The 23,319-nt window shown below is 74.1% G+C and carries 20 protein-coding genes and 2 riboswitches; of the genes, 10 read left to right on the top strand and 10 right to left on the bottom strand.

Annotated features, from left to right (window positions below):
- Positions 1-21 precede the first annotated feature (21 nt).
- From ACIPYS_RS30490 to ACIPYS_RS30475, 4 genes are all read right to left on the bottom strand, one after another.
- Positions 22-639, bottom strand: coding sequence for a DUF6058 family natural product biosynthesis protein (locus ACIPYS_RS30490; RefSeq protein WP_400752122.1), 618 nt, complete (start codon positions 637-639; stop codon positions 22-24).
- Complete coding sequence (locus tag ACIPYS_RS30485) at positions 636-1,970, bottom strand: MFS transporter (protein ID WP_400752119.1); 1,335 nt, start codon at positions 1,968-1,970, stop codon at positions 636-638. The genes ACIPYS_RS30490 and ACIPYS_RS30485 overlap by 4 nt, the downstream gene beginning before the upstream one ends.
- A 146-nt stretch (positions 1,971-2,116) precedes the next feature.
- Complete coding sequence (locus tag ACIPYS_RS30480) at positions 2,117-3,277, bottom strand: ThiF family adenylyltransferase (protein ID WP_093859101.1); 1,161 nt, start codon at positions 3,275-3,277, stop codon at positions 2,117-2,119.
- Between the two features lie 271 nt (positions 3,278-3,548).
- Entirely contained in the window at positions 3,549-5,708 is a 2,160-nt protein-coding gene (locus ACIPYS_RS30475; protein ID WP_400752115.1) for a prolyl oligopeptidase family serine peptidase, read from the bottom strand.
- 408 nt (positions 5,709-6,116) lie between these two features.
- Between ACIPYS_RS30475 and ACIPYS_RS30470 the strand changes: the two genes are divergently transcribed.
- Positions 6,117-6,818, top strand: coding sequence for a VC0807 family protein (locus ACIPYS_RS30470; RefSeq protein WP_093859099.1), 702 nt, complete (start codon positions 6,117-6,119; stop codon positions 6,816-6,818).
- Between the two features lie 138 nt (positions 6,819-6,956).
- On the opposite strand, the gene ACIPYS_RS30465 is transcribed toward ACIPYS_RS30470, so the two are convergent.
- Entirely contained in the window at positions 6,957-7,808 is an 852-nt protein-coding gene (locus tag ACIPYS_RS30465) for a CbtA family protein (protein ID WP_093864684.1), read from the bottom strand.
- Positions 7,809-7,845: 37 nt separating this feature from the next.
- Entirely contained in the window at positions 7,846-8,070 is a 225-nt protein-coding gene (locus ACIPYS_RS30460; RefSeq protein WP_030394041.1) for a CbtB-domain containing protein, read from the bottom strand.
- Between the two features lie 61 nt (positions 8,071-8,131).
- Positions 8,132-8,218: riboswitch (cobalamin riboswitch) on the bottom strand.
- A 176-nt stretch (positions 8,219-8,394) separates the two neighbouring features.
- Here ACIPYS_RS30460 and ACIPYS_RS30455 point away from each other — a divergent pair.
- Complete coding sequence (locus ACIPYS_RS30455; protein ID WP_093859098.1) at positions 8,395-9,006, top strand: histidine phosphatase family protein; 612 nt, start codon at positions 8,395-8,397, stop codon at positions 9,004-9,006.
- Between the two features lie 7 nt (positions 9,007-9,013).
- Here ACIPYS_RS30455 and ACIPYS_RS30450 read toward each other — a convergent pair whose 3' ends face one another.
- A complete protein-coding gene (locus tag ACIPYS_RS30450) occupies positions 9,014-9,532 on the bottom strand; it encodes a GNAT family N-acetyltransferase (RefSeq protein WP_093859097.1) in 519 nt (172 codons plus the stop codon).
- Positions 9,533-9,738: 206 nt separating this feature from the next.
- Positions 9,739-10,977 carry a cytochrome P450 gene (locus tag ACIPYS_RS30445; protein ID WP_400752109.1) on the bottom strand — a complete coding sequence of 413 codons (1,239 nt, stop codon included), beginning with the start codon at positions 10,975-10,977 and terminating at the stop codon, positions 9,739-9,741.
- A 325-nt stretch (positions 10,978-11,302) separates the two neighbouring features.
- Here ACIPYS_RS30445 and ACIPYS_RS30440 point away from each other — a divergent pair, with 325 nt between their 5' ends.
- The 7 genes from ACIPYS_RS30440 (at position 11,303) to ACIPYS_RS30410 (ending at position 20,307) form a co-directional block, all read left to right on the top strand.
- On the top strand, positions 11,303-12,721 hold the full coding sequence (locus tag ACIPYS_RS30440) for an APC family permease (protein ID WP_400752106.1): 1,419 nt from the start codon (positions 11,303-11,305) through the stop codon (positions 12,719-12,721).
- Positions 12,722-12,782: 61 nt separating this feature from the next.
- Positions 12,783-14,420: an amidohydrolase gene (locus ACIPYS_RS30435; RefSeq protein ID WP_400752103.1), complete on the top strand. Its 1,638-nt coding sequence runs from the start codon at positions 12,783-12,785 to the stop codon at positions 14,418-14,420.
- A 108-nt stretch (positions 14,421-14,528) separates the two neighbouring features.
- Positions 14,529-14,720: riboswitch (cobalamin riboswitch) on the top strand.
- Between the two features lie 203 nt (positions 14,721-14,923).
- Entirely contained in the window at positions 14,924-16,438 is a 1,515-nt protein-coding gene (locus ACIPYS_RS30430) for a CoA-acylating methylmalonate-semialdehyde dehydrogenase (protein WP_093859093.1), read from the top strand.
- On the top strand, positions 16,435-17,583 hold the full coding sequence (locus tag ACIPYS_RS30425; protein WP_093859092.1) for an acyl-CoA dehydrogenase family protein: 1,149 nt from the start codon (positions 16,435-16,437) through the stop codon (positions 17,581-17,583). The genes ACIPYS_RS30430 and ACIPYS_RS30425 overlap by 4 nt, the downstream gene beginning before the upstream one ends.
- Complete coding sequence (locus ACIPYS_RS30420) at positions 17,583-18,656, top strand: enoyl-CoA hydratase/isomerase family protein (protein WP_400752099.1); 1,074 nt, start codon at positions 17,583-17,585, stop codon at positions 18,654-18,656. Before ACIPYS_RS30425 ends, ACIPYS_RS30420 begins: the two co-directional genes overlap by 1 nt.
- Positions 18,653-19,537 (top strand): 3-hydroxyisobutyrate dehydrogenase, encoded by an 885-nt coding sequence (mmsB, locus tag ACIPYS_RS30415; protein ID WP_093859090.1) that lies wholly within the window; start codon positions 18,653-18,655, stop codon positions 19,535-19,537. Before ACIPYS_RS30420 ends, mmsB begins: the two co-directional genes overlap by 4 nt.
- Complete coding sequence (locus ACIPYS_RS30410; protein ID WP_093859089.1) at positions 19,534-20,307, top strand: enoyl-CoA hydratase; 774 nt, start codon at positions 19,534-19,536, stop codon at positions 20,305-20,307. Before mmsB ends, ACIPYS_RS30410 begins: the two co-directional genes overlap by 4 nt.
- A gap of 131 nt (positions 20,308-20,438) precedes the next feature.
- Here ACIPYS_RS30410 and ACIPYS_RS30405 read toward each other — a convergent pair whose 3' ends face one another.
- Positions 20,439-21,119: a TetR/AcrR family transcriptional regulator gene (locus ACIPYS_RS30405; protein WP_093859088.1), complete on the bottom strand. Its 681-nt coding sequence runs from the start codon at positions 21,117-21,119 to the stop codon at positions 20,439-20,441.
- Between the two features lie 93 nt (positions 21,120-21,212).
- On the opposite strand from ACIPYS_RS30405, the gene ACIPYS_RS30400 reads away from it, so the two are divergent.
- Entirely contained in the window at positions 21,213-22,322 is a 1,110-nt protein-coding gene (locus ACIPYS_RS30400) for an FAD-dependent oxidoreductase (RefSeq protein ID WP_400752093.1), read from the top strand.
- 109 nt (positions 22,323-22,431) lie between these two features.
- On the opposite strand, the gene cobF is transcribed toward ACIPYS_RS30400, so the two are convergent.
- Positions 22,432-23,193: a precorrin-6A synthase (deacetylating) gene (cobF, locus tag ACIPYS_RS30395; RefSeq protein ID WP_093859086.1), complete on the bottom strand. Its 762-nt coding sequence runs from the start codon at positions 23,191-23,193 to the stop codon at positions 22,432-22,434.
- Positions 23,194-23,319 lie beyond the last annotated feature (126 nt).

The raw sequence follows: 23,319 nt of genomic DNA, 5'->3' as shown, positions 1-23,319 counted from the left end.
CGACCGCCGGACGGCGGGGGATCAGCCGAGCGGGTGGTCGCGGCGGACGGCGTCGATACAGGTGTCCCGGGAGACCGGGCCGCCGAAGCGGAGGCGGTCGTAGGCGGTGAACTCCGGCTCCAGGGCGTCCAGTTCGTCGACCAGCGCGTGCAGGGCGGGCAGCCGGGCGGGGTTGTCGCGGGAGGGGTCGCCGAGGGCCTCGGTGATGTCCCGGACCAGTTCGCCCTTGCGGCGCATGGTGACCGGGTGGAGGCGGTGCAGGCAGACGTTCTGGCCGCTGAGGTACGACTCGTACTCCTCCTCGCCCTCCGCCGGGTCCGCCCAGTGGCCCCGGAACCAGTCCGGCAGCTTCGCCAGCCCGCCCGCCTCGTCGACCAGTTCGAGGAGGTCGGGGGCGACCATCTCGGTGCCGTCGGAACGCAGGTAACCGGGCAGCGGGAGGCGCCCGGCGAGCATGTGGCCGCGCACCTCGTCCGGGTCCACGCCGCGGCGGGCGCAGAGCACCTCCAGGGCCGCGAACTGCCGGTCGACGTAGGCGTCGTCGGCCTCGGTCATCGGGTGCTCGCCGTTGACCTCGAGGTAGCGCCGGGCGAGCCGCTCCCTCGGTGTTCCGGTCTCCGTGCTGCCGGTCTCCGTCATGCCGGGCCCTCCTTCGGGTGTCCGCCGGCCTCGACCGCGTCGGCCTCGGCCGCCCCGTCGCCGGTGCCGGTGGCGGAATCGGAGCCGCGCGGGTCGGCCCCGGGGCCGGGATCGATGCGCACCACGGGGGAGAATGCGGTGCCGAGGAACACTACCGCCTGCACCACGGCCGCGCACACGAAGAGCGTCCGGGTGGGGGAGGCGCCGGAGACCAGTCGGCCGCCGAGCACCGCGCCGAGCGGGATGGTCGCGTAGGCGGCGGCCCGGCTGACCGACACCACCCGGCCGATCACCTCGGAGGGCACCACCTTCTGCCGGGCGGTGAACCAGCTGACGATCACCAGCGAGGTGGCGACGCCCTCCACGCCCCAGGCGATCAGCACCGCCCACCAGGTGGGCACCAGGGCGGGCAGGACCATGGTCGCCCCGGACAGTCCCATGCCGAACGCCAGCAGCGGCCCCAGCCGGTAGCGGTCCGTCAGACGTGGCGCGAGCACTCCGCCCACCACGGCGCCGAGGCCCTGGGCGCCGAGGACGAGGCCGAGCACGACCTTCGGCTTCTCCTCGACCTCCAGCACGAGGTAGAAGAGGCTGCCCTCCACCGTCCACGCGGCGAGATTGGACAGCGCCATCAGCACGGTGCCCCAGAGCACCGCCCGCATGGTTCGCAGGGCGCGCAGGCCGTCGGCGAAGTCCTTGGCGATCCGGGCGGCCGTGGTGGGCCCCGCGGCGGGCGCGCGGGTGCCGGAGATGGCGGCGATCAGCAGCGCGGAGGCCCCGAAGGAGAGTGCGTTGACCAGCGCGGAGACCGGGACGCCCAGCGCCGCGACGGCGGTGATGCCGGCCACCGGCCCGATGAAGCCGAGCGCGCTGTCGACCGTCTGGGTCCAGGAGTTCACCCGGGCGAGCCGCCGCTCCGGCACCACGTCGACCAGGAAGCCCTGGAACGCCGGGAAGTAGAACGGGCGGACGCAGGCGAGCAGGAACGCGCAGAGGTAGATCGCGGCCAGCGGCGGACGGTCGAGGGTGGCCAGCGCGGTGACGGCGAGTGCCAGCACGGCGGAGGAGAGGTCGCACAGGATCATCACCCGGCGGCGGTCGAACCGGTCCGCGATGACGCCGGCGAAGAGTCCGATCACAATGTAAGGAATGAACTCGATCGCGTAGGCGAGAGCGGTCGAGGTGGCCGATCCGGTGATTTTCAGGACGAGGACCGGAATGGCCAGCCGGTAGATCCAGTCGCCGATTCCGGAGACCAGGAATGCGGCGCGCAGGCGGATGTCCGCCGGGCCCGGGGTCGGACGTTCCTCGATCGGCTTCGCGGTGGGCACCGGCGTTCTCCTATGCACTTTTTCGATGGTGGGTCGGTGGGATGTGAAAACACGTCCGGAATGCTTCCGGTGGAGCGCGGGAATCCCGGCGGGCGCCGTCGGTACGGCGCTCCCGCCGGGTTCCCGGCCGTTCGCGGGCCGTGGGATCAGAAGGGGAGCTCCTCCCGGTCGACCCGGGTCAGCCACTCGGCCCCGGCCGCGGGCCGGGCGTCGCGGCAGACCGCGCAGTCGGGGTCGCGGGTCCAGGCCTCGGCCTGGCGCACCCGGGGGTTGTGGAAGGTCTGCTCCAGCAGCCGGCCCACGGCGAGCGGCGGGCAGACCCGGGAGGCCAGCCGGACCATCTCGGAGACCATGTGGGCGGCGGCGACCACCACCAGTCCGTTGAAGGCGGCGGTGTCCTCGCCGTAGGCGCTGCCCTCGCGGTCGATGTCGTCGAGGACGTCCAGCACCATCCGCGAGGTCGGGTCGTCCCGGCGGACCTGGCCGTACCAGCACTCCACGCAGCCGCTGACGCCGGGCACCATCGTGTAGTGGATGGCCCGCTGGGTGTCGACGCCGCCGCCGATCAGGGTGGTGCCGGCCCGGACGCAGCCCTCGTTGAGCCAGTGCGCGACGTGCACCTTGGGGCGGTCGACCACGGCGATCACGATGTCCCGGTCGTGCACCACCGCGTAGACGTCGTCGGCGGACATCAGCTTGGCCTCGACCGCGTCGACCCGCACCCGGCTGTTGAGCCGGCGGGCCCGCTCGGCGGCGACATGGACCTTGGTGCGCCCGACGTCGGGCTCGCCGTAGATGATCTGGCGGTTGAAGTTGGAGACCTCGATCTTGTCGAAGTCGACGATCCGGATGTCCGTGAAGCCGATCGCGACCAGGTCGATCAGGGTGTGCGAGCCGATGCCGCCGACGCCGAGCACGGCCACCCGGGCGTCCCGGATGCGGCGCTGGAACTCGTACTTGGAGGTCCCCAGGGAGGCGTAGGTCTCGAAGAAGCCCAGGTTGTTGGACCAGCGCTCACGGGCCGCGGCGTCGAAGTCCTCGCCCAGGTCGGCGGTGTCCTGCACCAGGCCGCTCGCGTCCAGGTCGTCGACGGCCTCGCGCACGTCCTCGGCGGTGAGGTCGGGGTAGTCGGCGCTGAGGTCGCGGTGGACGGCGTCCAGGTCGCGGCTGCCGTCCAGGAGCTGGAGCAGCCTCAGCACGCGGCCGTCGGTGTCCTCCAGCGAGGTCAGCTCACCACCGAGGCGGAAGTGGACCGAGCCGTCGGAAACGAAGTAGGGGATGCTCGTCTTGAGCGCGGGACGTGCCACGAATACCCCTCGGGGACTGAGCGACGGAAATCATGGGAATACCGGGTCCGGGAATATGCGGAGAGTTCCGGCCGGGTGCGGCGGGGCGTCGTTTCGAAGGAAGCCCCGCCGCATTTTCAGGCTCAGCCCTTGGCGGTGCTGGCGGCGCTGCTGTAGCGCTTGGTGGACTTCTTGATCATTGGAATCACCTCCCCCCTCCGATCGGACTCCATGCTATTCACCGCGCAACTTCCCGGACAAGATGTAAGAACACCTTTTCGCGGGGGGATCTTCAGGTTCCGGCGGAACGGACGGAAAGTCCCAGGTATTCGGCCTGGAAAGCCAGGACATCGGCGAAATAGGCGAGCCGTCCGGTGCGGGCACGGGCGCCGTGCCCGACCCCGGCCTCCTGGCGGAGCAGCACCGGGCGGGTGGAGGAGGTGGCCCGCTGGAGCGCGGCGCACATCTTCCGGGAGTGCAGCGGGTCGACCCTGGCGTCGTCCTCGAACGCGGTCAGCAGCACGGCCGGGTAGGCGGTGCCCGCCGTCACGTGGTGGTACGGCGAGTAGCCGAGCAGCCAGCCGAGCTCCTCCGGGTCCTCCCGGGTGCCGAACTCGTCGGTCCAGTAGGGGCCGTAGCCGCTCAGCTCGTAGCGGGCCAGGTCGAGCGGGGCCGCGGTGGCCGCCACCGCGGCGAACAGCCCGGGGCACTGGGTCGCCGCCGCACCGACCAGGAGGCCGCCGGCGCTCTGGCCGAACGCGCCGAGCCCCTCGGGCGGACACAGGCCCCGGTCGTGCAGCGCGCGGGCGACGGCGAGGAAGTCGTCGATGCCGTTCTGCTTGTGCTCGCGCATCCCGGCGCGGTGCCAGCCCTCGCCGTGCTCGCCGCCGCCGCGCACCCGGGCCACCGCGAACTGGCCTCCCCGGGCGGCCCAGGCGAGCGCCGCGGCGTAGTAGTCGGCGACCTGGGGTTCGCCGAAGGCGCCGTAGCCCTGGAGGACGGTCGGCAGTGGGCCGGTGGGGCGGTCGGCGGGCCGGGTGAGCAGCACCGTCACCTCGGTGCCGTCCGCGGAGGCGCAGCGCAGTTCGGAGACCAGGACGGCGGGGACGTCCGGGGTGCCCGGTGCCCGCCACACCTCGGTCGTGCCGCGGAGGGCGTCGTAGTGGTGCACGGTCTCCGGGGTGGTGGGGTCCGAGTAGCCGAACCACGCCTCGTGACCTCCCTGGCGGAAGGTCAGATCGGTGAGGACGCCGGTGCCGGGCAGGGGGAGCGCGCCGAGCGGTTCGCCGGTGCGGAGGTCGTGCCGGGTGATCCGGCCGTGTCCGCCGGCCGAGCGGAGCACCAGCAGCAGCGGGACCGGCAGTGCGGGGTCGTCGAGGACGGCGAAGGACTCCAGGACCTCGTGCTCGTGCTCGGGGACGAGGGTGCGCGGCCGTTCCGGCGCGGCCGGGTCCAGGACCAGGATCCGGCCCCGGTCGGCGTCGAGGTCGGTGAGCACGTAGAGCAGGCCGTCGGTGGCCGGCCAGGGGGAGCTCCAGCCGCCGTCCAGGGCGGTCAGCGGGCGCCAGTCGGGCTTCTCCGGGGTGCCGAGGGCCAGGTCGGCGACCCGGACGCGGTTGCCGCTGGAGAGTCCGTCGGCGGTGGCGGCCACCAGCAGGCGGCCGTCCGGGCCGAGCAGGACGTCCAGTTCGGAGCCCGGGCCGTCGGCCGTGTCGGTGTCGGTGTCGGTGCTGGTGCCGAGGTCGTGGCCGGTGTCGGGACCGAGGCCGTGGCCGGGTCCGTCGGCGGGCGACGCCGCGCCGGGGACTTCGGTGTCGTCGGCCGGGTGCTCGCCGATCCGGTGCAGGTACAGCCGGGCGCCGCGGGTGCCGCCGCGTACGTGGTAGAAGGCCTCCGGCCCGCCCGACCAGGCGACTTCGCCGTACGGGCAGCCGGTGATCGGCTCGTCCACGGTCCGGCCGGTGGCCACGTCCAGCACCCGCAGGGTGTACTCCTCGGCGCCGCCCTCGGCGGTCTGCACGGCGACCAGCGCCCCGGTCGGGTCCGGTGTCCAACCGCCCAGCACGGTACGGCCGGTGGGGTCGTGGCGGTGCGGGTCGAACAGGATCCTGCGGGCGCCCGAGGGGTCGGTGACCGCCAGCGCGGGGTGCTCGTCCGCGGGCCCGCGGACCGTGAAGAAGGCCAGACCGCCCGCGGGTCGGGGCGAGGTCAGGTGTTCGAACGCGGTCAGCCGGGTCATCGCGGCCCGGAAGGCGTCCACGGCCGGCCAGTCGTCGCGCAGCCGGTCGAACAGCCGCCGCTGGGCGGCCGACCACTCCCGGGTCGCGGGGGCGTCGGCGTCCTCCAGGGCGCGGTACGGGTCCGGGACGTCGCGCCCGCCCAGTCGGTCCACGGTGTCGCCCGGTGCGCAGGGCGGGTACTCCGGCCGTCCGGCCGGGTCGATCGGCAGCATGGCCCCCTCCAGCCGGCGTGCGGACGGAACGGAGATCGCCACTCGGGGGCGACCTGCGGGACGGCCGCCGTCGAGAGCGCCGACATCCTAGCGACGGTTTCCGCGTACTCGTCAATGGCCCTGCGGGGAAAGGCATTTCGGTCGAAGGGCGGGCCGGGACGGGCTCCGTCGGGAGGTGCACACGCACCAAGGGTGCCGGCCTGCGGTCTTCGGCGGGCGGGCGGCGGGGCCCGGGCCGCCGGGTGCCGGATGAGAATTCGCGGCGAACGCGTGTCCGTGCTCCCGCTGTTGCCGGGGCCGGTGACAGGTCGTCGACGACCTGTCGGACGGGGTGCCGTGCGCCGTGGCGGGCCTGCCGGGGATCCGCTAGAGTCCCTCCGCCCATCGTCAAGATCATCGGGGGAAACCTTGCCGTCCGAGGCAACGAAGCAGCGCGGCGGTGCGAACGCACTCGGCTGGGCGCTCACCATCGGCCTGAACGTCGTCGCGCCGATCATCACCTACGGACGGCTCGCCGACCACGGTTACGGTGAGTTCACCGCGCTGGTGATGGCGGCCGTCTGGCCCGCCGTCGACCTGGGGATCCACCTGGCGTGGAAGCGGCGGGTGGACGAGTTCGCGGCGGTGTCGCTGCTGTTCCTGGGGCTGACCGTCGCGGTCGCCCTGGCCGGGCCGGCCGACGCGCACTTCCTGCTGGTCAAGGACTCGGTGATCACGGGCCTGTTCGGAGTGATCTGCCTGGCCAGTCTGGCGGCGCCCCGGCCGCTGATGTTCTACTTCGGCCGCAAGTTCGCCACCGACGGCTCGGCCGGATCGCTGGAGCGCTGGGAGGGGCTCTGGGTGCTGCCCGGTTTCCGCCGGGTCCAGCGGAACCTGACCGTCGGCTGGGGCGTGGTCTACCTGCTGGAGGCCGGGGTGCGGGTCGGGCTCTCGTACGCCCTCGACACCGAGGCGATGCAGGCGCTGAACACGGTGCTGTCGTTGGCGGTGACCGCGCTGCTGATCACCTGGACGATCGCCTACGCCAAGCGGGCCCGGGCCCGGGGCGCGGCCGCCGGGGCGGAGCCGGAGCCGGAGGCGACGGTGCGGGCCGGGACGGCGACGGTCTGACCCGGCGGCCGGCGGCCCCGCCGCACCACGACTCGACCCCGCCGCGGCACCGCTCGACCCCGCCGGCGCGCCTTCGGCGGGGTCGAGTCGTGGTGCTGAGTGCTGCTGAGTGCTGCTGAGCGGTCCGGTGAGGGCCGGTCAGACCGCCGGGGCGGCGACCGGCGCACGCTCGGCGGCCGGTGCCGCCGGGGCGAGGGCCCGGTCGGCCAGGGTGCCGAAGAGCAGGGCGAACCCCGTCCACAGCACCACCTGGAGGCCGATCGAGGCGAGCCGGAAGTCCCACAGCAGCGCGGCCGGGAAGCCCTCCGGGATCGCGTCGTCGTTGGGCGGCAGGACGAAGGCCAGCACGGCCATCACCACGGCGTAGCCGAGGCCGGCCGCGACGGTGGCGTTCCAGGTGCCCAGGCGCGGGGCCAGGCGCTTGCCGAGGATCACCGCGGCGACGCCGATCAGCACGCTGAGCGCGATCATCAGGAAGAACAGCGCGGTGCGCTTCCCGATGGTGTCCGGATTGCCGACCGCCGGCGGGTTCGCCGGGTACTTGAGGAACGGCACGAAGTAGACGGTGACGAAGGCCGCGCCCGCGACCAGCGCGGCGGTGGCCCGGGGGCCGAAGCGGCCGACCCGGCCGAGGGCGAAGCAGAACGCCAGCGCGGCGATCCCGCCGACCGCGACGCCGTACACCAGCACGCCGGTGGCGAGACCGGCGGTGGACTGGAGGTCCCGGCTGACCAGTTCCTCCTCCTCGTCCCCGCCGTCGGCGGCCGCGTGCTCGTGCGCGGCCGCGTCCTCGGTGCCGCCGGCCGCGGCCGCGGAGCCGCCGCCGTGGTCGTGGTGCCCGGCCGGGGCCGAGTGGGCCTGCTCCTGTGCGATGGAGTCCGAGACGGGGCCCTCGCCGACGGTGTAGGCGAAGACGAAGGCCACCAGCCCGGCTATCAGACCGGCCAGCAGACCGCGCAGCAGGAGTCTGCCGACGGTGCCGGACGGCATGGTTGCGGAGTTGTTCATCGGTGCGTGTTCTCCGGGATCAGTGGCAGGGGAAGCCGAGCAGGTGCCGACCGTCGTGCACCCATTCGTGCACCGTCGCACCGGAGAAGACCGAGGTAGCGCCCTGCTCGGCGCCGACGAAGTAGAGCAGGACCAGCATCAGGGTGCCGAGGAACAGCGCCCACGGCAGGATCGCGCGGATCGGCAGCGACGCGGGGGCGGAGCCGGCCGAGGGCAGGCTGGGGGACAAGACGGACTGGGCCATGGCAGGACCTCCTGGGGGAAACACGCGTCCCGTTCGGTGGAGCTCGGACGACGGCCATCGGGTCTGACTTGCCGGGCCCCGCCGTTGCGTGAGGTGGCCTGGTCCGGCATACAGTGGCGCGACCGTGCCGGATTCGCACCGGACTTCCGTCTCGCCGTCGTCTTCGGTTGTCGGGGGAGACCGTAGCGCCCGGTGCCCTCGGCGCCAAGGGCGCCCGTGGAATCGTTGTCGTGGCGCGACCTGCGGATTCACGCGCCGGGCGGGCCCGGAGCAGGGCGCTCCGGGAGCCCCCAAGGGTGACAGGTGTACGAAGGGGGAAAACGCATGACGGTACGGGTGATCTTCGTCTCCCCGGCGATCGGACCCGAACTGCGGCAAGCACGGTTCGCCGACGAAGCCTCCGCGTACGGGGGCGGTGCGGCGGACGGCGGCCCGGCGGACGACGGCGGCGTGCTGGACGAGGCCGGGGTGCGCGCGGCCCGCGCCCTCCGGCCGGACCTCCCTGCGGCCTCCCAGCGCTTCGCCTCGCCCTCCGCCCGCTGCCGCCGCACGGCCGAGGAGCTCGGCCTCGCCGACGCGTCCGTCGAGCCCGCGCTGAGCGGCTGCGCGACCGGGCGCTGGCGCGGGCGGACCCTCGACGAGGTGGCCGCCGAGGAGCCGGAGGCGGTGATGGCCTGGCTCGCCGACCCGGCCGCCGCCCCGCACGGCGGCGAGTCGGTCCGGCAGCTGTGCGCCCGGGTCGCCGGGTGGCTGGACGGCACGGCGGCCGGGCTCACCGGCCGGGTCCTGGTGGTGGCCGAGCCGGACGTCGTCCGGGCCGCGGCCGTGCACGCGCTCGGCGTGCCGGACCAGGTCTTCCGGCGCCTGGACGTGCCTCCGCTGGCGGTGGTCGAGCTGACCGGCCGCGCGGGCCGCTGGAACCTCCGGCTCGGCTGAGCGCCCGCTACAGCTCGAGGCGCCAGTCGTTGCAGCGGATCGGGTGGCCCGGCGGGTACTCGAAGTCCCGCGGCCCGAGGAGTTCGAAGCCGGCCCCCCGGCAGACCGCGTTCGACGCCGGATGGTCCACCGAGGGGAAGGCGTGCAGGTGGCGGCGCAGGCCCGCGGCCCGGGCCCGCTCCGCCACCGCGCGGGCCGCGGCGGTGGCCACGCCCCGGCCCTGGAAGGCCGGCAGGACGGCCCAGCCCGTCTCGTACACCCGCTCGCCGGCCCACTCGCGGTCCCAGAAGCCGATGCTCCCGGCCGTCTCCCCGGTCGGGGGCAGCACGATCCGGAACATCCGCCCCGCGCCGGTGCGGTCGGCGCTCAGCGCGACGTACCGGCGGTGGCGGCGGGCGAGCGCCTCCTCGGACTCGGGGCCGCCGAGGTGGGTCGTCAGCTCCGGCGCGTTGAGGGCGCGCAGCAGCCCGGCGTCGCCCTCGGACCAGGGCTCCAGGCGTACGGCGGGGGCGCGGTCGTCGTCCATGGCCGTACCGTAGCGGCCGCCTCCGACAGTCGGCGGCGGCCGGCGTCCGTGGCGGGGGGCCCCGCGGGGGCCCCCCCCCCGGGGGGGGGGGGGGGGGGGGTGGGGCGCCCGGCCCGCCCCGGGCCCCCCCCCCCCCGCGGGGGGGGGGGGGCGGGGGGGGGGGGGGGGCCCCGGGCGGGCCCCCCCCCCCGCACGCCGGTGCTCGGTCAGGCGGCGGGGGAGAGGCGGACCGGGAGGCTCTGCAGGGCGTTCACGACGAAGGACTCCTGGTGCCGCAGTTCCGCCGCCGGCACCGCGAGCCCGACCTCGGGGAACGTGCCGAACAGCGCGGTCAGCGCCTCCTCGGCCTCCAGCACCGCGAGCGCGGCGCCCAGGCAGTAGTGGCGTCCGAAGCCGAACGCCAGGTGCGTCCGGTCGGGCCGGGTGAGGTCGAAGACGTCGGGCCGGTCGGGGTGCAGTTCCGGGTCGCGCCCGCCCGCCCCGTAGGCGATCAGGACCGGTTCGCCGGTGCGGATCAGCACGCCCTCGCCGAGATCGATGTCCTCGGCGGCGAAGTGCAGCGGCAGGTGCATCACCGGCGCTTCGAGGCGCAGCGCCTCCTCGATGGCGTCCCGCCAGGTCGCCGAGCCGTCCCGGACCAGCGCCAGCTGCTCGGGGTGGGTGAGCAGCAGGGCCGCGGTGTGGTCGATCAGGTTGACGGTGGTCTCGGAGCCGGCGCCGATCATCAGGATCAGGGTGGACACCAGCTCCTGCTCGCTCAGCCGGGTGCCGGCGGCGTCCCGGGTCGCGATCAGCTCGCTGGTCATGTCGTCGCCGGGTGTCTCCCGTTTGGTGGCCACCAGGTGCGCCATCGCCGCGAACAGGTCGTCGAGCACGGCCTTGGCCCGTTCGGGGGCGGCCCCGGTCTCCAGGACGCCGTCGACCACCCGCCGCACCTCGGGGCGCTGCTCCTCGGGGACACCGAAGAGGTCGCAGATCAGGGTGGTCGGCAGCGGGTAGGAGAGCCGGGCGTGCAGGTCGACCGCCTCGCCGGGCGCGGTGGCGCGCAGTCCGTCCAGCAGCGCGGCGACGATCGCGCGCACCCGGGGCCGCAGGGCCTCCACCCGGCGGGGGCCGAAGGCGGGCGCGGTCAGGGTGCGCAGTCGGTGGTGGTCCTCGCCGTCGCTGGTGAACATGCTCTCCACCGCGACCCAGCTGGCCAGCGGCCAGTCCGGGCCGACCCGGCCGTCGATCCACTCGGGCCAGTGCCGGCGGGCGTTCTTGGCGAGCCGGTTCCCGGCGAGGAGCCGGCGGGCGACCTCGGCGCGGGTCACCGACCAGGCGAGGACCTTGCCGGGGAGTTCGACCCGGACCGCCGGGCCGTGGGTGCGCAGGTGTGCGGCTTCGGCGTGCAGGTCGGCGGCGTGGGGGTCGAGGACGTGGGTGAACGGGCTACGGGGTTCCACGGGCCCTCCTCGGTCGGGGAGCGGCGGGCCGGTCGACCGGCCGGTTGTGACCGTACGGCGGGGGCGGCGACCGGGGGAAGGGCGCCCGTCGGTGTTCCGGATGCCCCGGCGGCGCGCCCGCGCACGGTGCGGAGCGTCCGGTGGACCCGGTCCCGCACGCCGTCCTTATGACAACAGCATTGACGTGTCGCGGGGCCGCCGGTTTCATGGCTCGCACTTCACCCCCACCCCACCCCCCCACCAGCAAGGCGGTGATCCCTTGGCATCGACGGCGAAGGCCACGGGCAGCGGTCCGAGAACGGACCGCAACGCCCCCCAGGACTCCATGCCCCGCTCCCTCGGCCTGATCGACGGGGCGGCGATCGCCGCCTCCAGTACCGCCGCGACCAGCAGCATCGGCATCGGCCTCGGCCTGATGGCCGGCGTCGTCGGCCTCCACCTGCCCGCCATCATGCTGCTCGCGTTCCTCCCCGTGCTGGCCATCGCCGGCGGCTACGGACGACTCAACCGCTCGGAGCCCGACGCCGGCAGCAGCTACCGCTGGGTCGGGCGCACCCTCAACCCCTGGCTCGGCTTCCTCACCGGCTGGGTCAACACCGTCGGCACCGTCGTCTTCATGGCCTACACCACCACCGTCACCGGCTCCTCCATCATCCAGCTGCTCGACGAGGCACACCTGCGCAGCGTCGCCGGACTGCGGCTGGACGCCGACTCCACCGTGCAGTGCACCCTGATCGGCCTTGCCGTCCTGGTCGCCGCCGCACTGGTCGCGGTGCGCGGTCTCGGCCTGGCCGCGCGGCTGCAGAAGGCGCTGCTGGTGTTCGAGTACGCCGTCCTGCTCGGCTTCTGCGGCTACGGGCTGTTCGCCGGCGACCAGCCGTTCTCCCTCGACTGGTTCAACCCGCTGACGATCCCCTCCTTCGACGCCCTCGCCCAGGGCATGGTCCTCGCCGTGTTCTGCTACTGGGGCTTCGAGTCGGTGTTCAGCGTCGGTGAGGAGGTCCACGACCCCCGTGACGCCTCCCGTGCCGGCACCCTCGCCCTGGTCGTCATGCTGCTGATGTTCCTGCTCGCCGGCACCGCCTTCCAGCGCGTCCTGCCACTGGACGAACTCGCGGACAACGGCGCCCACGGCCTCACCTACTTCGGCGCCCGCCTCGCCGACCAGCCGCTGGCGGCACTCCCGCTGATCGCCCTGATGTTCTCCGCCGTCGCCTCCCTGCAGTCCTCGGTGATCCCCACCGCCCGCGGGCTGTTCGCGATGGGCCGCGACGGCGTGCTCGGCCCCGTCTGGACCAGGCTGCACCCCAAGCACCGCACACCCGCCCTCGGCACCCTGCTGATCACCGGGGTCGCGGTCGCGCTCGCCCTGTGCTCGATCGTCATCCCGACCGTCAACGACCTGATCTCCGCCGCCGTCAACGCGATCGGCATCATCGTCGCCCTCTACTACGCCCTCACCGCCGTCGCCGCCGCCGTCCGCTTCCGCCACCTGCTGCGCACCGACCTGCCGGAAGGGCTGCGCGCGGTGGTCGGCCCGCTGCTCGGCGCAGCCGTCCTGCTGGTGGTCGGCGGCTACCTCACCTGGACCTTCTACGACTCCACCGACCACTTCGAACTCGCCGCCGACAACGGCTGGTTCGAACTCACCGTCGTGGTACTGATGATCGTCACCGGACTCCCCGCCGCCGCCTGGGCCCGCTGGCGCCGCCGCTCGCCCTACTTCCTCGGCGACACCCGCTGACCCGTACCGGCGGGCCACGCCACCCGGACCACCCGCACCACCCGAGAACGGAGCACCACCCATGACCAAGGCCGATCTGGTCTTCACCCGCGGCCCCGTGCACACCGGCGACGCCGCCCGTACCCGGGCGACCGGACTGGCCGTCACCGGCGACCGGATCACCGCCGTCGGCCACGACGAGGTCCGGGACCTGATCGGTCCGGACACCGAGGTGGTCGACCTCACCGGCAAGCTGCTGCTGCCGGGTTTCCAGGACGCGCACATCCACGCCGTCTTCGGCGGCACCGAGCTGGCCGTCTGCGACCTCACCGGCACCGTCGGCGTGGCCGACTACCTGGAGCGGATCCGCGCCTACGCAGACGCCCACCCCGACCAGGAGTGGATCACCGGCAGCGGCTGGTCGATGGAGAGCTTCGAGGGCGGCCTGCCGACCCGGCAGCTGCTCGACTCCGTCGTCCCGGACCGCCCGGTCTACCTCACCAACCGCGACCACCACGGCGCCTGGGCCAACACCCGGGCGCTGGAACTCGCCGGCGTCGACCGCGACACCCCCGACCCGGCGGACGGCCGGATCGAGCGCGAGGCCGACGGCACCCCGAGCGGAGTGCTCCAGGAGGGCGCCACCGGCCTGGTGGCCCGGCTGGTCCCGCCGATCACCGCCGCCGACCGGCTCGACGGACTGCTGCGGGCCCAGCGGCTGCTGCACTCGCTCGGCATCACCGGCTGGCAGGACGCGCTGCTCGGCGAGTTCAACGGCCAGCCGGACCCGTCCGACGCCTACCTGGCGGCCGCCCGCTCCGGCGCGCTGACCGCCCGGGTCAACGGCGCGCTCTGGTGGGAGCGCGAGCGGGGCGCCGAGCAGATCGCCGGGCTGGTCGAGCGCCGCGCCGCCGCCGCGCACGGCAGGTTCCGGGCCGGCTCGGTCAAGATCATGCAGGACGGCATCGCGGAGAACTTCACCGCCGCGATGACCAGCCCCTACCTGGACGGCTGCGGCTGCGCCACCGCCAACTCCGGCCTCAGCTTCGTCGACCCCACCGCCCTGCGCGAGTACGTCACCGCCCTCGACGCGCTGGACTTCCAGGTGCACTTCCACGCCCTCGGCGACCGGGCCGTGCGCGAGGCGCTGGACGCGGTCGAGGCGGCCCGCGCCGCCAACGGCCGGCGCGCCACCCGCCACCACCTCGCCCACCTCCAGGTGGTCCACCCGGACGACCTGCCCCGGTTCGCCCGGCTCGGGGCGGTCGCCAACATCCAGCCGCTGTGGGCGGCGCACGAGCCGCAGATGGACGAACTGACCATCCCCTTCCTCGGCCCGGAGCGCGCCTCCTGGCAGTACCCGTTCGGCTCGCTGCTCCGGGCCGGGGCGACCCTGGCGGCGGGCAGCGACTGGCCGGTGAGCAGCCCGGACCCGCTCGCCGGCCTGCACGTCGCGGTCAACCGGAGGGAGCCGGAGGCCGAGGACGACCGGGTGTTCCTGCCCGAGCAGCGGCTGGACCTGGCCTCCGCGATCGCCGCCTACACGGCCGGCACCGCCCATGTGAACGGGCACGACGACGCCGGGGTGCTCGCGCCCGGCATGCTGGCCGACCTGGTCGTCCTGGACCGCGACATCCTCACCGGTCCGCCCGAGGAGATCGCGTCGGCCCGGGTGCTGCGCACCTACGTCGGGGGCGAGCCGGTCCACGTCACCGACTGATCACGCGTCAACTGCCGTTCGGGCCCCGGGGGTGCTTCCCCCGGGGCCCGTCGCGTTCCGGCGGCGGGGGTTCCGACGCGCCCGGCCGGAAAGGGGCTCTGGACTTACTAGGACGTCCAACTATATGGTCGGAACAGGTCCGCGGTGTCAGGGAAGCCGGTGTGAGTCCGGCACGGTCCCGCCACTGTGACCGGGGAGTTCGTCCTCGCAGGAGTTCGGCCACTGGCAGCCAGCCGGGAAGGCCCGGGGGCGCGCGTCGATCCGGGAGTCAGGATACCGGCCGCGGATGGTCCGTGTTTTCCACGAGGATGGAGACGACACGCATGAATCCGGGCTGCTTCCGCTCCACCGCCCCCGGCTGTGCCGTGCCGACGAGCCCCGGGGCGCACCCGCGCTGACGGTTCGTCCGCCGACGCCGTCATGCGCCGAGCGCACCACCGTGCGCCCGCGCACCGGCGCGGCCTCCACTCCTCCTCTCCCCATCCTGTCGAGAGAAGGAACCGATGGTCCCTGACCTGATCGTCCCCGAACTGACCCATTTCGTCGGCGGAAAGCGCACCGCCGGGACGTCCGGCCGCTTCGGCGACGTCCACGACCCCAACACCGGGCGCGTCCAGGCCCGGGTGCCGCTGGCGAGCCGCGCCGAGGTCGAGGCCGTGATCGCCGACGCGGCGCAGGCCCAGCCCGCGTGGGCGGCCTGGAACCCGCAGCGCCGGGCCCGGGTGCTGCTGCGCTTCCTCCAACTCGTCGAGCAGGAGCGGGACGCGCTCGCCCGGCTGCTCTCCGCCGAGCACGGCAAGACCGTCGCCGACGCCCACGGCGACCTGCAGCGCGGCCTGGAGGTGGTCGAGTTCGCGGCCGGCATCCCGCACCTGCTCAAGGGCGAGTTCACCGACAACGCCGGCACCGGCATCGACGTCTACTCGATGCGCCAGCCGCTCGGCGTGGTCGCCGGCATCACCCCCTTCAACTTCCCGGCGATGATCCCGCTCTGGAAGGCCGCGCCCGCGCTGGCCTGCGGCAACGCCTTCGTGCTCAAGCCCTCCGAGCGCGACCCCTCGGTGCCGCTGCGGCTCGCCGAGCTGTTCCTCGAGGCCGGACTGCCGCCCGGCGTGCTGAACGTGGTGAACGGCGACAAGGAGGCCGTGGACACCCTGCTGGAGGACCCCCGGGTGCAGGCGGTCGGCTTCGTCGGCTCCACCCCGATCGCCCAGTACGTCTACGCCACCGCGGCCGCCCACGGAAAGCGCGCCCAGTGCTTCGGCGGCGCCAAGAACCACATGATCGTGATGCCCGACGCCGACCTCGACCAGGCGGCGGACGCGCTGGTCGGCGCCGGCTACGGCTCGGCGGGCGAGCGCTGCATGGCGATCTCGGTGGCCGTCCCGGTCGGCGAGGAGACCGCCGACGCGCTGGTGGCCAAACTGGTCGAGCGGATCGCCGCGCTGAAGGTCGGCCGCTCGGACGACCCGGCGGCGGACTTCGGCCCGCTGGTCGGCCGGGACGCGCTGGAGCGGGTCCGCGGCTACCTGGACCTCGGGGTCGAGGAGGGCGCCGAACTCGTCGTCGACGGGCGCGACTTCCGGCTGGAGGGCCACGAGGAGGGCTTCTTCCTCGGCCCCTCGCTGTTCGACCGGGTGACGCCGGAGATGCGGATCCACCGGGAGGAGATCTTCGGGCCGGTGCTCAGCGTGGTCCGCGCCGCCGACTACGAGGAGGCCCTGCGGCTGCCCAGCGAGCACGAGTTCGGCAACGGCGTGGCCATCTTCACCCGTGACGGGGACACCGCCCGGGACTTCACCCGCCGGGTGAACACCGGCATGGTCGGCGTCAACGTGCCGATCCCGGTGCCGATCGCCTACCACACCTTCGGCGGCTGGAAGCGCTCCGGCTTCGGCGACCTCAACCAGCACGGGCCGGACTCGATTCGCTTCTACACCCGCACCCGCACGGTGACCTCGCGCTGGCCCTCCGGGGTCAAGGAGGGCGCCAGCTTCACCATGCCGACGATGGGATGAGCGCCGTGCACGATCTCACCGACGACCAGCGTGCGATCGCGGAGACCACCAGGGCCTTCGCCGACGAGCACCTCGCCCCGAACGCGGTGGAGTGGGACCTCGCCAAGCACTTCCCGGTCGACGTGCTGCGCAAGGCCGGCGAGCTCGGCCTGGCCGGCGTCTACGTCCGGGAGGAGTCCGGCGGTTCCGGCCTCACCCGCCGGGACGGCGCGGTGGCCTTCGAGGCCCTCGCCACCGGCTGCCCGTCCATCGCGGCCTACCTCTCCATCCACAACATGGTCGCCTGGATGGTCGACCGCCACGGCGACGACGCCCAGCGCGCCCGCTGGCTGCCCCGGCTCTGCACCGCCGAACACCTGGGCGGCTACTGCCTGACCGAACCCGGCGCCGGATCCGACGCCGCCGCCCTCGCCACCCGGGCCGTCCGCGACGGCGACCACTGGGTGCTCGACGGCGTCAAGCAGTTCATCTCCGGCGCCGGCAGTGCCCAGGTCTACCTGGTCATGGCGCGCACCGGCGGCCCCGGGGCGAAGGGCGTCTCGGCCTTCCTGGTCGACCGGGACGACCCGGGCGTGTCCTTCGGCGCCAACGAGCGCAAGATGGGCTGGAACGCCCAGCCGACCCGGCAGGTGCTCCTGGACGGCGTGCGGCTGCCCGCCGACCGGCTGCTCGGCGGCGAGGGCGAGGGCTTCCGGATCGCCATGCGCGGTCTGGACGGCGGCCGCCTCGGCATCGCCGCCTGCTCGCTCGGCGGCGCCCAGAGCGCGCTCGAGCGCACCGTCTCCTACCTCGCCGAACGCGAGGCCTTCGGCGCCCGGCTGCTGCACGCCCAGGCACTGCAGTTCCGGCTCGCCGACATGGCCACCGAACTGGAGGCCGCCCGGGCCCTGTTGTGGCGGGCCGCCGACGCCCTGGACCGGGGCGACGCCCGGGCCCCGCAGCTGTGCGCGATGGCCAAGCGGCACGCCACCGACACCGGCTTCGAGGTGGCCAACCAGGCGCTCCAACTGCACGGCGGCTACGGCTACCTGGCCGAGTACGGCATCGAGAAGATCGTCCGCGACCTGCGGGTGCACCAGATCCTGGAAGGGACCAACGAGATCATGCGCGTCATCGTGGCCCGCGGCCTGACCGGGGCCGCGTGATGGGCGACGGCACCACCGATGAGGTCCTGGTCCAGCGCGAGGGCCGCACCGGCCTGATCGTCCTCAACCGCCCGAAGGCCCTCAACGCCCTCACCCACACCATGGTGCGCCGGATCACCGAGGTCCTCGACGACTGGGAGCGGGACCCGCGGGTCGCGACCGTCGTCGTCACCGGGGCCGGCGACCGGGCCTTCTGCGCGGGCGGCGACATCGTCGCCATCCACCGCGCCGCGACCGGCGGCGATCCGCGCGAGGTCGAGGAGTTCTGGCGCGACGAGTACCGCCTCAACGCCAGGATCGCCCGCTACCCCAAGCCCTACGTCGCGGTGATGGACGGCATCGTGATGGGCGGCGGGGTCGGGGTCTCCGCCCACGGCAGCGTCCGGATCGTGACCGAGCGCACCAGGATCGCCATGCCCGAGGCGGGCATCGGTTTCGTGCCCGACGTCGGCGGCACCTATCTGCTCGCCCTGGCGCCCGGCGAGCTGGGCACCCACCTCGCCCTCACCGCCGGCTCGGCCGGCGCGGCGGACGCGCTGCTCTGCGGCCTCGCCGACCACTTCGTGCCGGCCGGGCGGCTGCCCGCCCTGCTCGACGACCTGGCCGAGTCGACCGTGCACGACGCCCTCGCCCGGCACGTCGGGCAACCGCCGGCCGGCCGGCTGGAGCGGCAGCGGGAGTGGATCGACACCTGCTACGCGGCCGACAGCGTCGAGGAGATCCTCGAACGGCTCGCCGCGAGCGGCGAACCGGAGGCGAAGGAGGCGGCCGACCGGATCACCGCCAACGCGCCGACGGCCGTCAAGGCGACGCTGGCCGCGCTCCGCCGGGCCCGGGAGCTGGGCCCCCTGGAGGCGGTGCTCGACCAGGAGTACCGGAGCTCCTGCGCGGCCCTGGCCACCCCGGACCTCGCCGAGGGCATCCGGGCCCAGGTGATCGACAAGGACCGCGCACCGCACTGGAGTCCGGCCACGCTGGACGCCGTCGACCCCGCCGCCGTGGCCCGCTGGTTCGCCCCGCTGGGCGAGCGGGAACTCGGCCTCGCCGACCTCACCCCCCTGGAGCGCTGGTGACCCACCGGATCGGATTCGTCGGACTCGGAAACATGGGCGGCCCGATGGCCGCGAACCTGGTCAGGGCCGGTCACACCGTCACCGGCCACGACCTGGTGCCGGAGGCCCGGGAGCGGGCGGCCGGCCAGGGCGTACGGATCGCCGCCTCGGCCGCCGACGCGGTCGCGGACGCCGAGCTGGTGCTCACCATGCTGCCGACCGGACGCCATGTGCTGGAGGTCTACCGGGAGTTGACCGCCGCGGCGACGGACGCGCTGTTCGTCGACTGCTCCACGATCGCGGTCGGGGACGCCCGGACCGCCCGGGACCTCGCCCGCTCGTCCGGCCACCGGGCCCTGGACGCCCCGGTCTCCGGCGGGGTCCCGGGCGCCGAGGCGGCGAGCCTGACCTTCATGGTCGGCGGCGCGGCGGAGGACTTCGCCGCCGCCGAACCGGTGCTGGCGGCGATGGGCCGCAAGGTGGTGCACTGCGGCGACTCCGGCACCGGGCAGGCCGCGAAGATCTGCAACAACATGATCCTCGGTGTGTCGATGATCGCGGTCGCCGAGGCCTTCGTCCTCGGCGAGAGCCTCGGTCTGAGCCACCAGGCCCTGTTCGACGTCGCCTCCACGGCCTCCGGCCAGTGCTGGGCGCTCACCAGCAACTGTCCCGTCCCCGGCCCCGTCCCGGCCAGCCCCGCCAACCGGGGCTACCCGGCGGGCTTCGCGGCCGCCCTGATGGCCAAGGACCTGGGCCTGGCCGCCGACGCCGCCGACGCCTCCGAGGTGCCCGCCGAACTCGGCCGTCGCGCAGCCGAGTTGTTCACCGCTTTCGCCCAGGGCGACGGCGCCGGGCGGGACTTCTCGGCCATCATCACCACCCTTCGGGAGGACGCCGTATGAGCTACGAGACGATCCGGGTCGAGCGCCACGACCGGGTGGGCCTGATCACCCTGGACCGGCCGAAGGCCCTGAACGCCCTCAACACCCGGCTGATGAACGAAGTCGTCGAGGCAGCACGGGAGTTCGACCGGGACCGGACGGTGGGCGCGGTGGTCGTCACCGGCTCCGACCGGGCCTTCGCCGCCGGGGCCGACATCAAGGAGATGCAGTCCCTGGAGTTCGTCGACGCCTACCTCGGCGACTGGTTCGCCGCCTGGGACGGTTTCGGCGCCCTGCGCAAGCCCGTCGTCGCCGCCGTGGCCGGCTACGCGCTCGGCGGGGGCTGCGAGCTGGCGATGCTGTGCGACGTGCTGATCGCCGCAGACACCGCGAAGTTCGGCCAGCCGGAGATCAAGCTCGGCGTGATCCCGGGCATCGGCGGCTCGCAGCGGCTGACCAGGGCGATCGGCAAGGCCAAGGCGATGGAACTGTGCCTGACCGGCCGCACGATGGACGCCGAGGAGGCCGAGCGGGCCGGTCTGGTCTCCCGGATCGTCCCCGCCGACCGGCTGCTCGACGAGGCCCTCGCCACCGCCGCGGCGATCGCCGCGATGTCCGCCCCGGCCGCGATCATGATGAAGGAGTCGGTCAACCGGGCCTTCGAGACCACCCTCGCCGAGGGTGTCCGCTTCGAACGCCGGCTCTTCCACGCCACCTTCGCCACCGCCGACCAGAAAGAGGGCATGACCGCCTTCGCCGAGAAGCGCCCCGCGGAGTTCGGGCACCGCTGACACGCTGACACCGCTGGCAGCACTGACACTGCCGACACTGCTGACACCGCGGCGCCGGTGCCCGGGGCCCTCTTCGCCGAAGGGGTCCGGGCACCGGCGCGCTCCGCCCCGCGCCCCCGCCGGGCGTCACGTCATCGGGAGATGTGCGCCTCGATGCCGTCGAGCACGAAGTCGAGGCCCGTCCGGAAGGTGCGGTCGGCGTCGAGGTGGGCGGCGTCGCGCACCACCGTGGCCAGGGCGGGGAACCGGCCGGTGGCGAACGCGCGTTCCAGGTACGGCCCGAGCGAGCGCTGCCACTGCTTCTCGTCCATTCCGGTGGCCCGCTCGGCCCGCCGCTCGGCGATCTCCCGGCGCACCGCGCCGATCACGTACGCCTTGACCGCGGCGACCACCGGCATGACGGCGTCCACGTGGATGTCACCCAGCGCGGCCACCAGGGTCTCCCCGCCGGCCAGCGCCTCCGGTCCGAGCTGGGGCCGGCCGCCCAGCAGATCGGCGAGCCATTCGTGCTCGTGGACGGCGCTCCGGGTGGCTTCGGCATGGGACCGGAGCACCTCCCGCCAGTGGTCGCCGACCGGCCGGATCCCGGCGTGCACGGCGTCCACCATCAGGTCGAGCAGCTCCTCCTTGCTCGCGATGTAGCCGTACAGCCGCATCGGACGGACGTCCAGCTCGGTCGCGACCTTGCGCAGCGACACCGCGTCCAGGCCGTCCGCGTCGGCGAGACGGATCGCCGTTCGCACGATCCGGTCCCGGCTCAGCGGGGCCGGAACGGGTCGATCCGGCGGCTCCGGCCTTTCCCACACCAACATGACGCTCACCATACAACGCATCGGGCGATACAGTGTATCGACCAGTACGGTGTATCGAGGTGCGCCGGGGGTGTACCGAAGGGGGAGGCACATATGACCATCGCCATCGTCGGAGCGGGTCTCGGCGGACTGACACTCGCCCGGGTGCTGCACATGAACGGCCTGGAGTGCGTCGTCCACGAACGCGAGTCCTCGCGCCACGCGCGCGGCCAGGGCGGCATGCTCGACATCCACTCAGGTCAGCGCGCCCTGCGCGAGGCGGGTCTGCTCGACCGGTTCTTCGCGATCGCCCGCGGCGAGGGCCAGGACATGCGGCTGCTCGAGCCGGACGGCACCTTGCTGCTCCAGGAGGACACGCCCGACGACGCCCCGCTCGCACGGCCCGAGGTCGACCGCGCCGACCTGCGCGACCTGCTGCTGGACTCCCTGCCCGAGGGCGTGGTGCGCTGGGGGCACGCGTACGAGTCCGCCGACGCCGGCCGGCTGCGCTTCGCCGACGGCAGCAGCGCGACGTACGAGCTGCTGGTCGGCGCGGACGGCGCGAACTCCCGGGTCCGCGCGCTGCTCACCGACGCCCGCCCGGAGCACACCGGCCACAACGTGGTCGAGGTCGGCATCCCCGACATCGACCGCACCCACCCCGGCCTCGCGGCGATGGTCGGGCGCGGCACCTACTGGGTGCTCGGCGACGGACTGTCCCTGGCGGCGCAGCGCAACGGCGACGGCCGGGTCCGGATCGGCCTCGGCTTCCACGACACCGCCGCGGACTGGTTCGCCGGCAGCGGGATCCCGTTCGACGACCCGGCGGCCGCCCGCGCGCGGCTGATCGACCTGCTCCCGGGCTGGGACCCGCGCTTCACCGCGTTGATCGCGGCCTGCGACGACACGATCGTGCCGAGGTCGATCACCACGCTCCCGGTCGGCCTGACCTGGCCGTCGAAGCCGGACGTCACGCTGGTCGGCGATGCCGCGCACCTGATGCCGCCGGTGGGACAGGGCGCCAACATGGCGCTGCTCGACGGCGCCCTGCTCGGCCTCGCGCTCGCCGCGCACCCGGACGACTTCCCGGCCGCCGTGGCGGAGTACGAACGCGAGATGTTCGAACGCTCCGCCGCTGCCGCCCGGATGTCCACGGAGATCCAGGCGACGCTCCGGGCGCCGGACGCCGCCCGGAAGATGCTCGCGTTCTTCCGGCCCGACTGACGGTGGCCGGGTGCGGCCGGACGGGCCCCGGTCACCCCGGTCCGGTCCCGTCCGGTCCGGTGCGCCCCGCCGAGGCCGTCGCGGGCAGTGGCGGGGCGGCGGAACGCGGTCAGTCCTCCGTGCGGCGGAGCAGATAGGTGTCCATGATCCACCCCTTGCGCTCACGGGCCTCCGCGCGCAGCCGGGCGATCTCCGGCGCCGCCTCGCCGAGCGGACCGGAGACCAGGATCTCGTCCTCGCCGCCCAGGTAGGCGCCGTAGTGGATGTGCACGCCCTCGGGGTCGATCCGGCCGAAGGCGGCCTGGCCGTCGAGCATCACCACCGTGTCCTCGGCGCCCGGCGGGAAGCCCTCGGCGGCCAGCCGGCGCGCGGTGGTGATCCGCACCGGGCGGCCGACCCGGGTCAGGGTGGTGCGGTGCTGGGCCGCGAGCACCGAGACGCTGCTGATGCCCGGCACCACCTCGTAGCCGAACGCGCCGGGGTCGGCCGCCAGCACCTCGTCCAGTACAGCGGTCACACTGTCGTACAGGCTGGGGTCGCCCCACACCAGGAGTGCGCCGGTACCGTCCGGCCCCAGCTCCTCGGCGATGAGCCGGCCGACCAGTTCGGCCCGGCGGCGGCGCCAGTCCTGGACGGCCTCGGTGTAGGCCGGTGTGGTCCGGTCGCGCTCGGCGTCCGGCACCTCGACCACCCGGTGGCCGGGGAGGGCGTGCTCCTCGATCATCCGCCGGCGCAGCCGCATGAGGTCCTGGCGCTGCTCGTTCTTGTCGAGGAGGAGGAAGACGTCGGTGCGGGCGATGGCCTTGACCGCCTGCAGGGTGAGGTGGTCCGGGTCGCCCGCACCGATGCCGATGACGTAGATGTGCCGCATGCCCACGATTCTGCCCGGTCGGGGGGGGGGGGGGCCCGCCGGGCCCCCCCCCCCCCCCCCCCGCCCCCCCGCCCCCCCGGGGGGGGGGCGCCGGGGGGGGGGGGGGGGGGGGGGCGCGGCGGGCGG

Origin of the sequence: Kitasatospora sp. NPDC089913, assembly GCF_044748625.1 — a bacterium.
GTDB lineage: Bacteria > Actinomycetota > Actinomycetes > Streptomycetales > Streptomycetaceae > Kitasatospora.
This window is presented reverse-complemented; position numbering and strand designations above follow the sequence as displayed.

What these genes read in the sequence shown, in the direction of transcription:
- ACIPYS_RS30410 (WP_093859089.1), top strand. Translation starts at nt 19,534, where the DNA reads ATGAGCTACGAGACGATCCGGGTCGAGCGCCACGACCGGGTGGGCCTG.
- ACIPYS_RS30420 (WP_400752099.1), top strand. Translation starts at nt 17,583, where the DNA reads ATGGGCGACGGCACCACCGATGAGGTCCTGGTCCAGCGCGAGGGCCGC.
- ACIPYS_RS30430 (WP_093859093.1), top strand. Translation starts at nt 14,924, where the DNA reads ATGGTCCCTGACCTGATCGTCCCCGAACTGACCCATTTCGTCGGCGGA.
- ACIPYS_RS30400 (WP_400752093.1), top strand. Translation starts at nt 21,213, where the DNA reads ATGACCATCGCCATCGTCGGAGCGGGTCTCGGCGGACTGACACTCGCC.
- ACIPYS_RS30450 (WP_093859097.1), bottom strand. Translation starts at nt 9,532, where the DNA reads ATGGACGACGACCGCGCCCCCGCCGTACGCCTGGAGCCCTGGTCCGAG.
- ACIPYS_RS30435 (WP_400752103.1), top strand. Translation starts at nt 12,783, where the DNA reads ATGACCAAGGCCGATCTGGTCTTCACCCGCGGCCCCGTGCACACCGGC.
- ACIPYS_RS30425 (WP_093859092.1), top strand. Translation starts at nt 16,435, where the DNA reads ATGAGCGCCGTGCACGATCTCACCGACGACCAGCGTGCGATCGCGGAG.
- cobF (WP_093859086.1), bottom strand. Translation starts at nt 23,193, where the DNA reads ATGCGGCACATCTACGTCATCGGCATCGGTGCGGGCGACCCGGACCAC.
- ACIPYS_RS30460 (WP_030394041.1), bottom strand. Translation starts at nt 8,070, where the DNA reads ATGGCCCAGTCCGTCTTGTCCCCCAGCCTGCCCTCGGCCGGCTCCGCC.
- ACIPYS_RS30490 (WP_400752122.1), bottom strand. Translation starts at nt 639, where the DNA reads ATGACGGAGACCGGCAGCACGGAGACCGGAACACCGAGGGAGCGGCTC.
- ACIPYS_RS30455 (WP_093859098.1), top strand. Translation starts at nt 8,395, where the DNA reads ATGACGGTACGGGTGATCTTCGTCTCCCCGGCGATCGGACCCGAACTG.
- ACIPYS_RS30475 (WP_400752115.1), bottom strand. Translation starts at nt 5,708, where the DNA reads ATGCTGCCGATCGACCCGGCCGGACGGCCGGAGTACCCGCCCTGCGCA.
- ACIPYS_RS30440 (WP_400752106.1), top strand. Translation starts at nt 11,303, where the DNA reads ATGCCCCGCTCCCTCGGCCTGATCGACGGGGCGGCGATCGCCGCCTCC.
- ACIPYS_RS30405 (WP_093859088.1), bottom strand. Translation starts at nt 21,119, where the DNA reads ATGTTGGTGTGGGAAAGGCCGGAGCCGCCGGATCGACCCGTTCCGGCC.
- ACIPYS_RS30465 (WP_093864684.1), bottom strand. Translation starts at nt 7,808, where the DNA reads ATGCCGTCCGGCACCGTCGGCAGACTCCTGCTGCGCGGTCTGCTGGCC.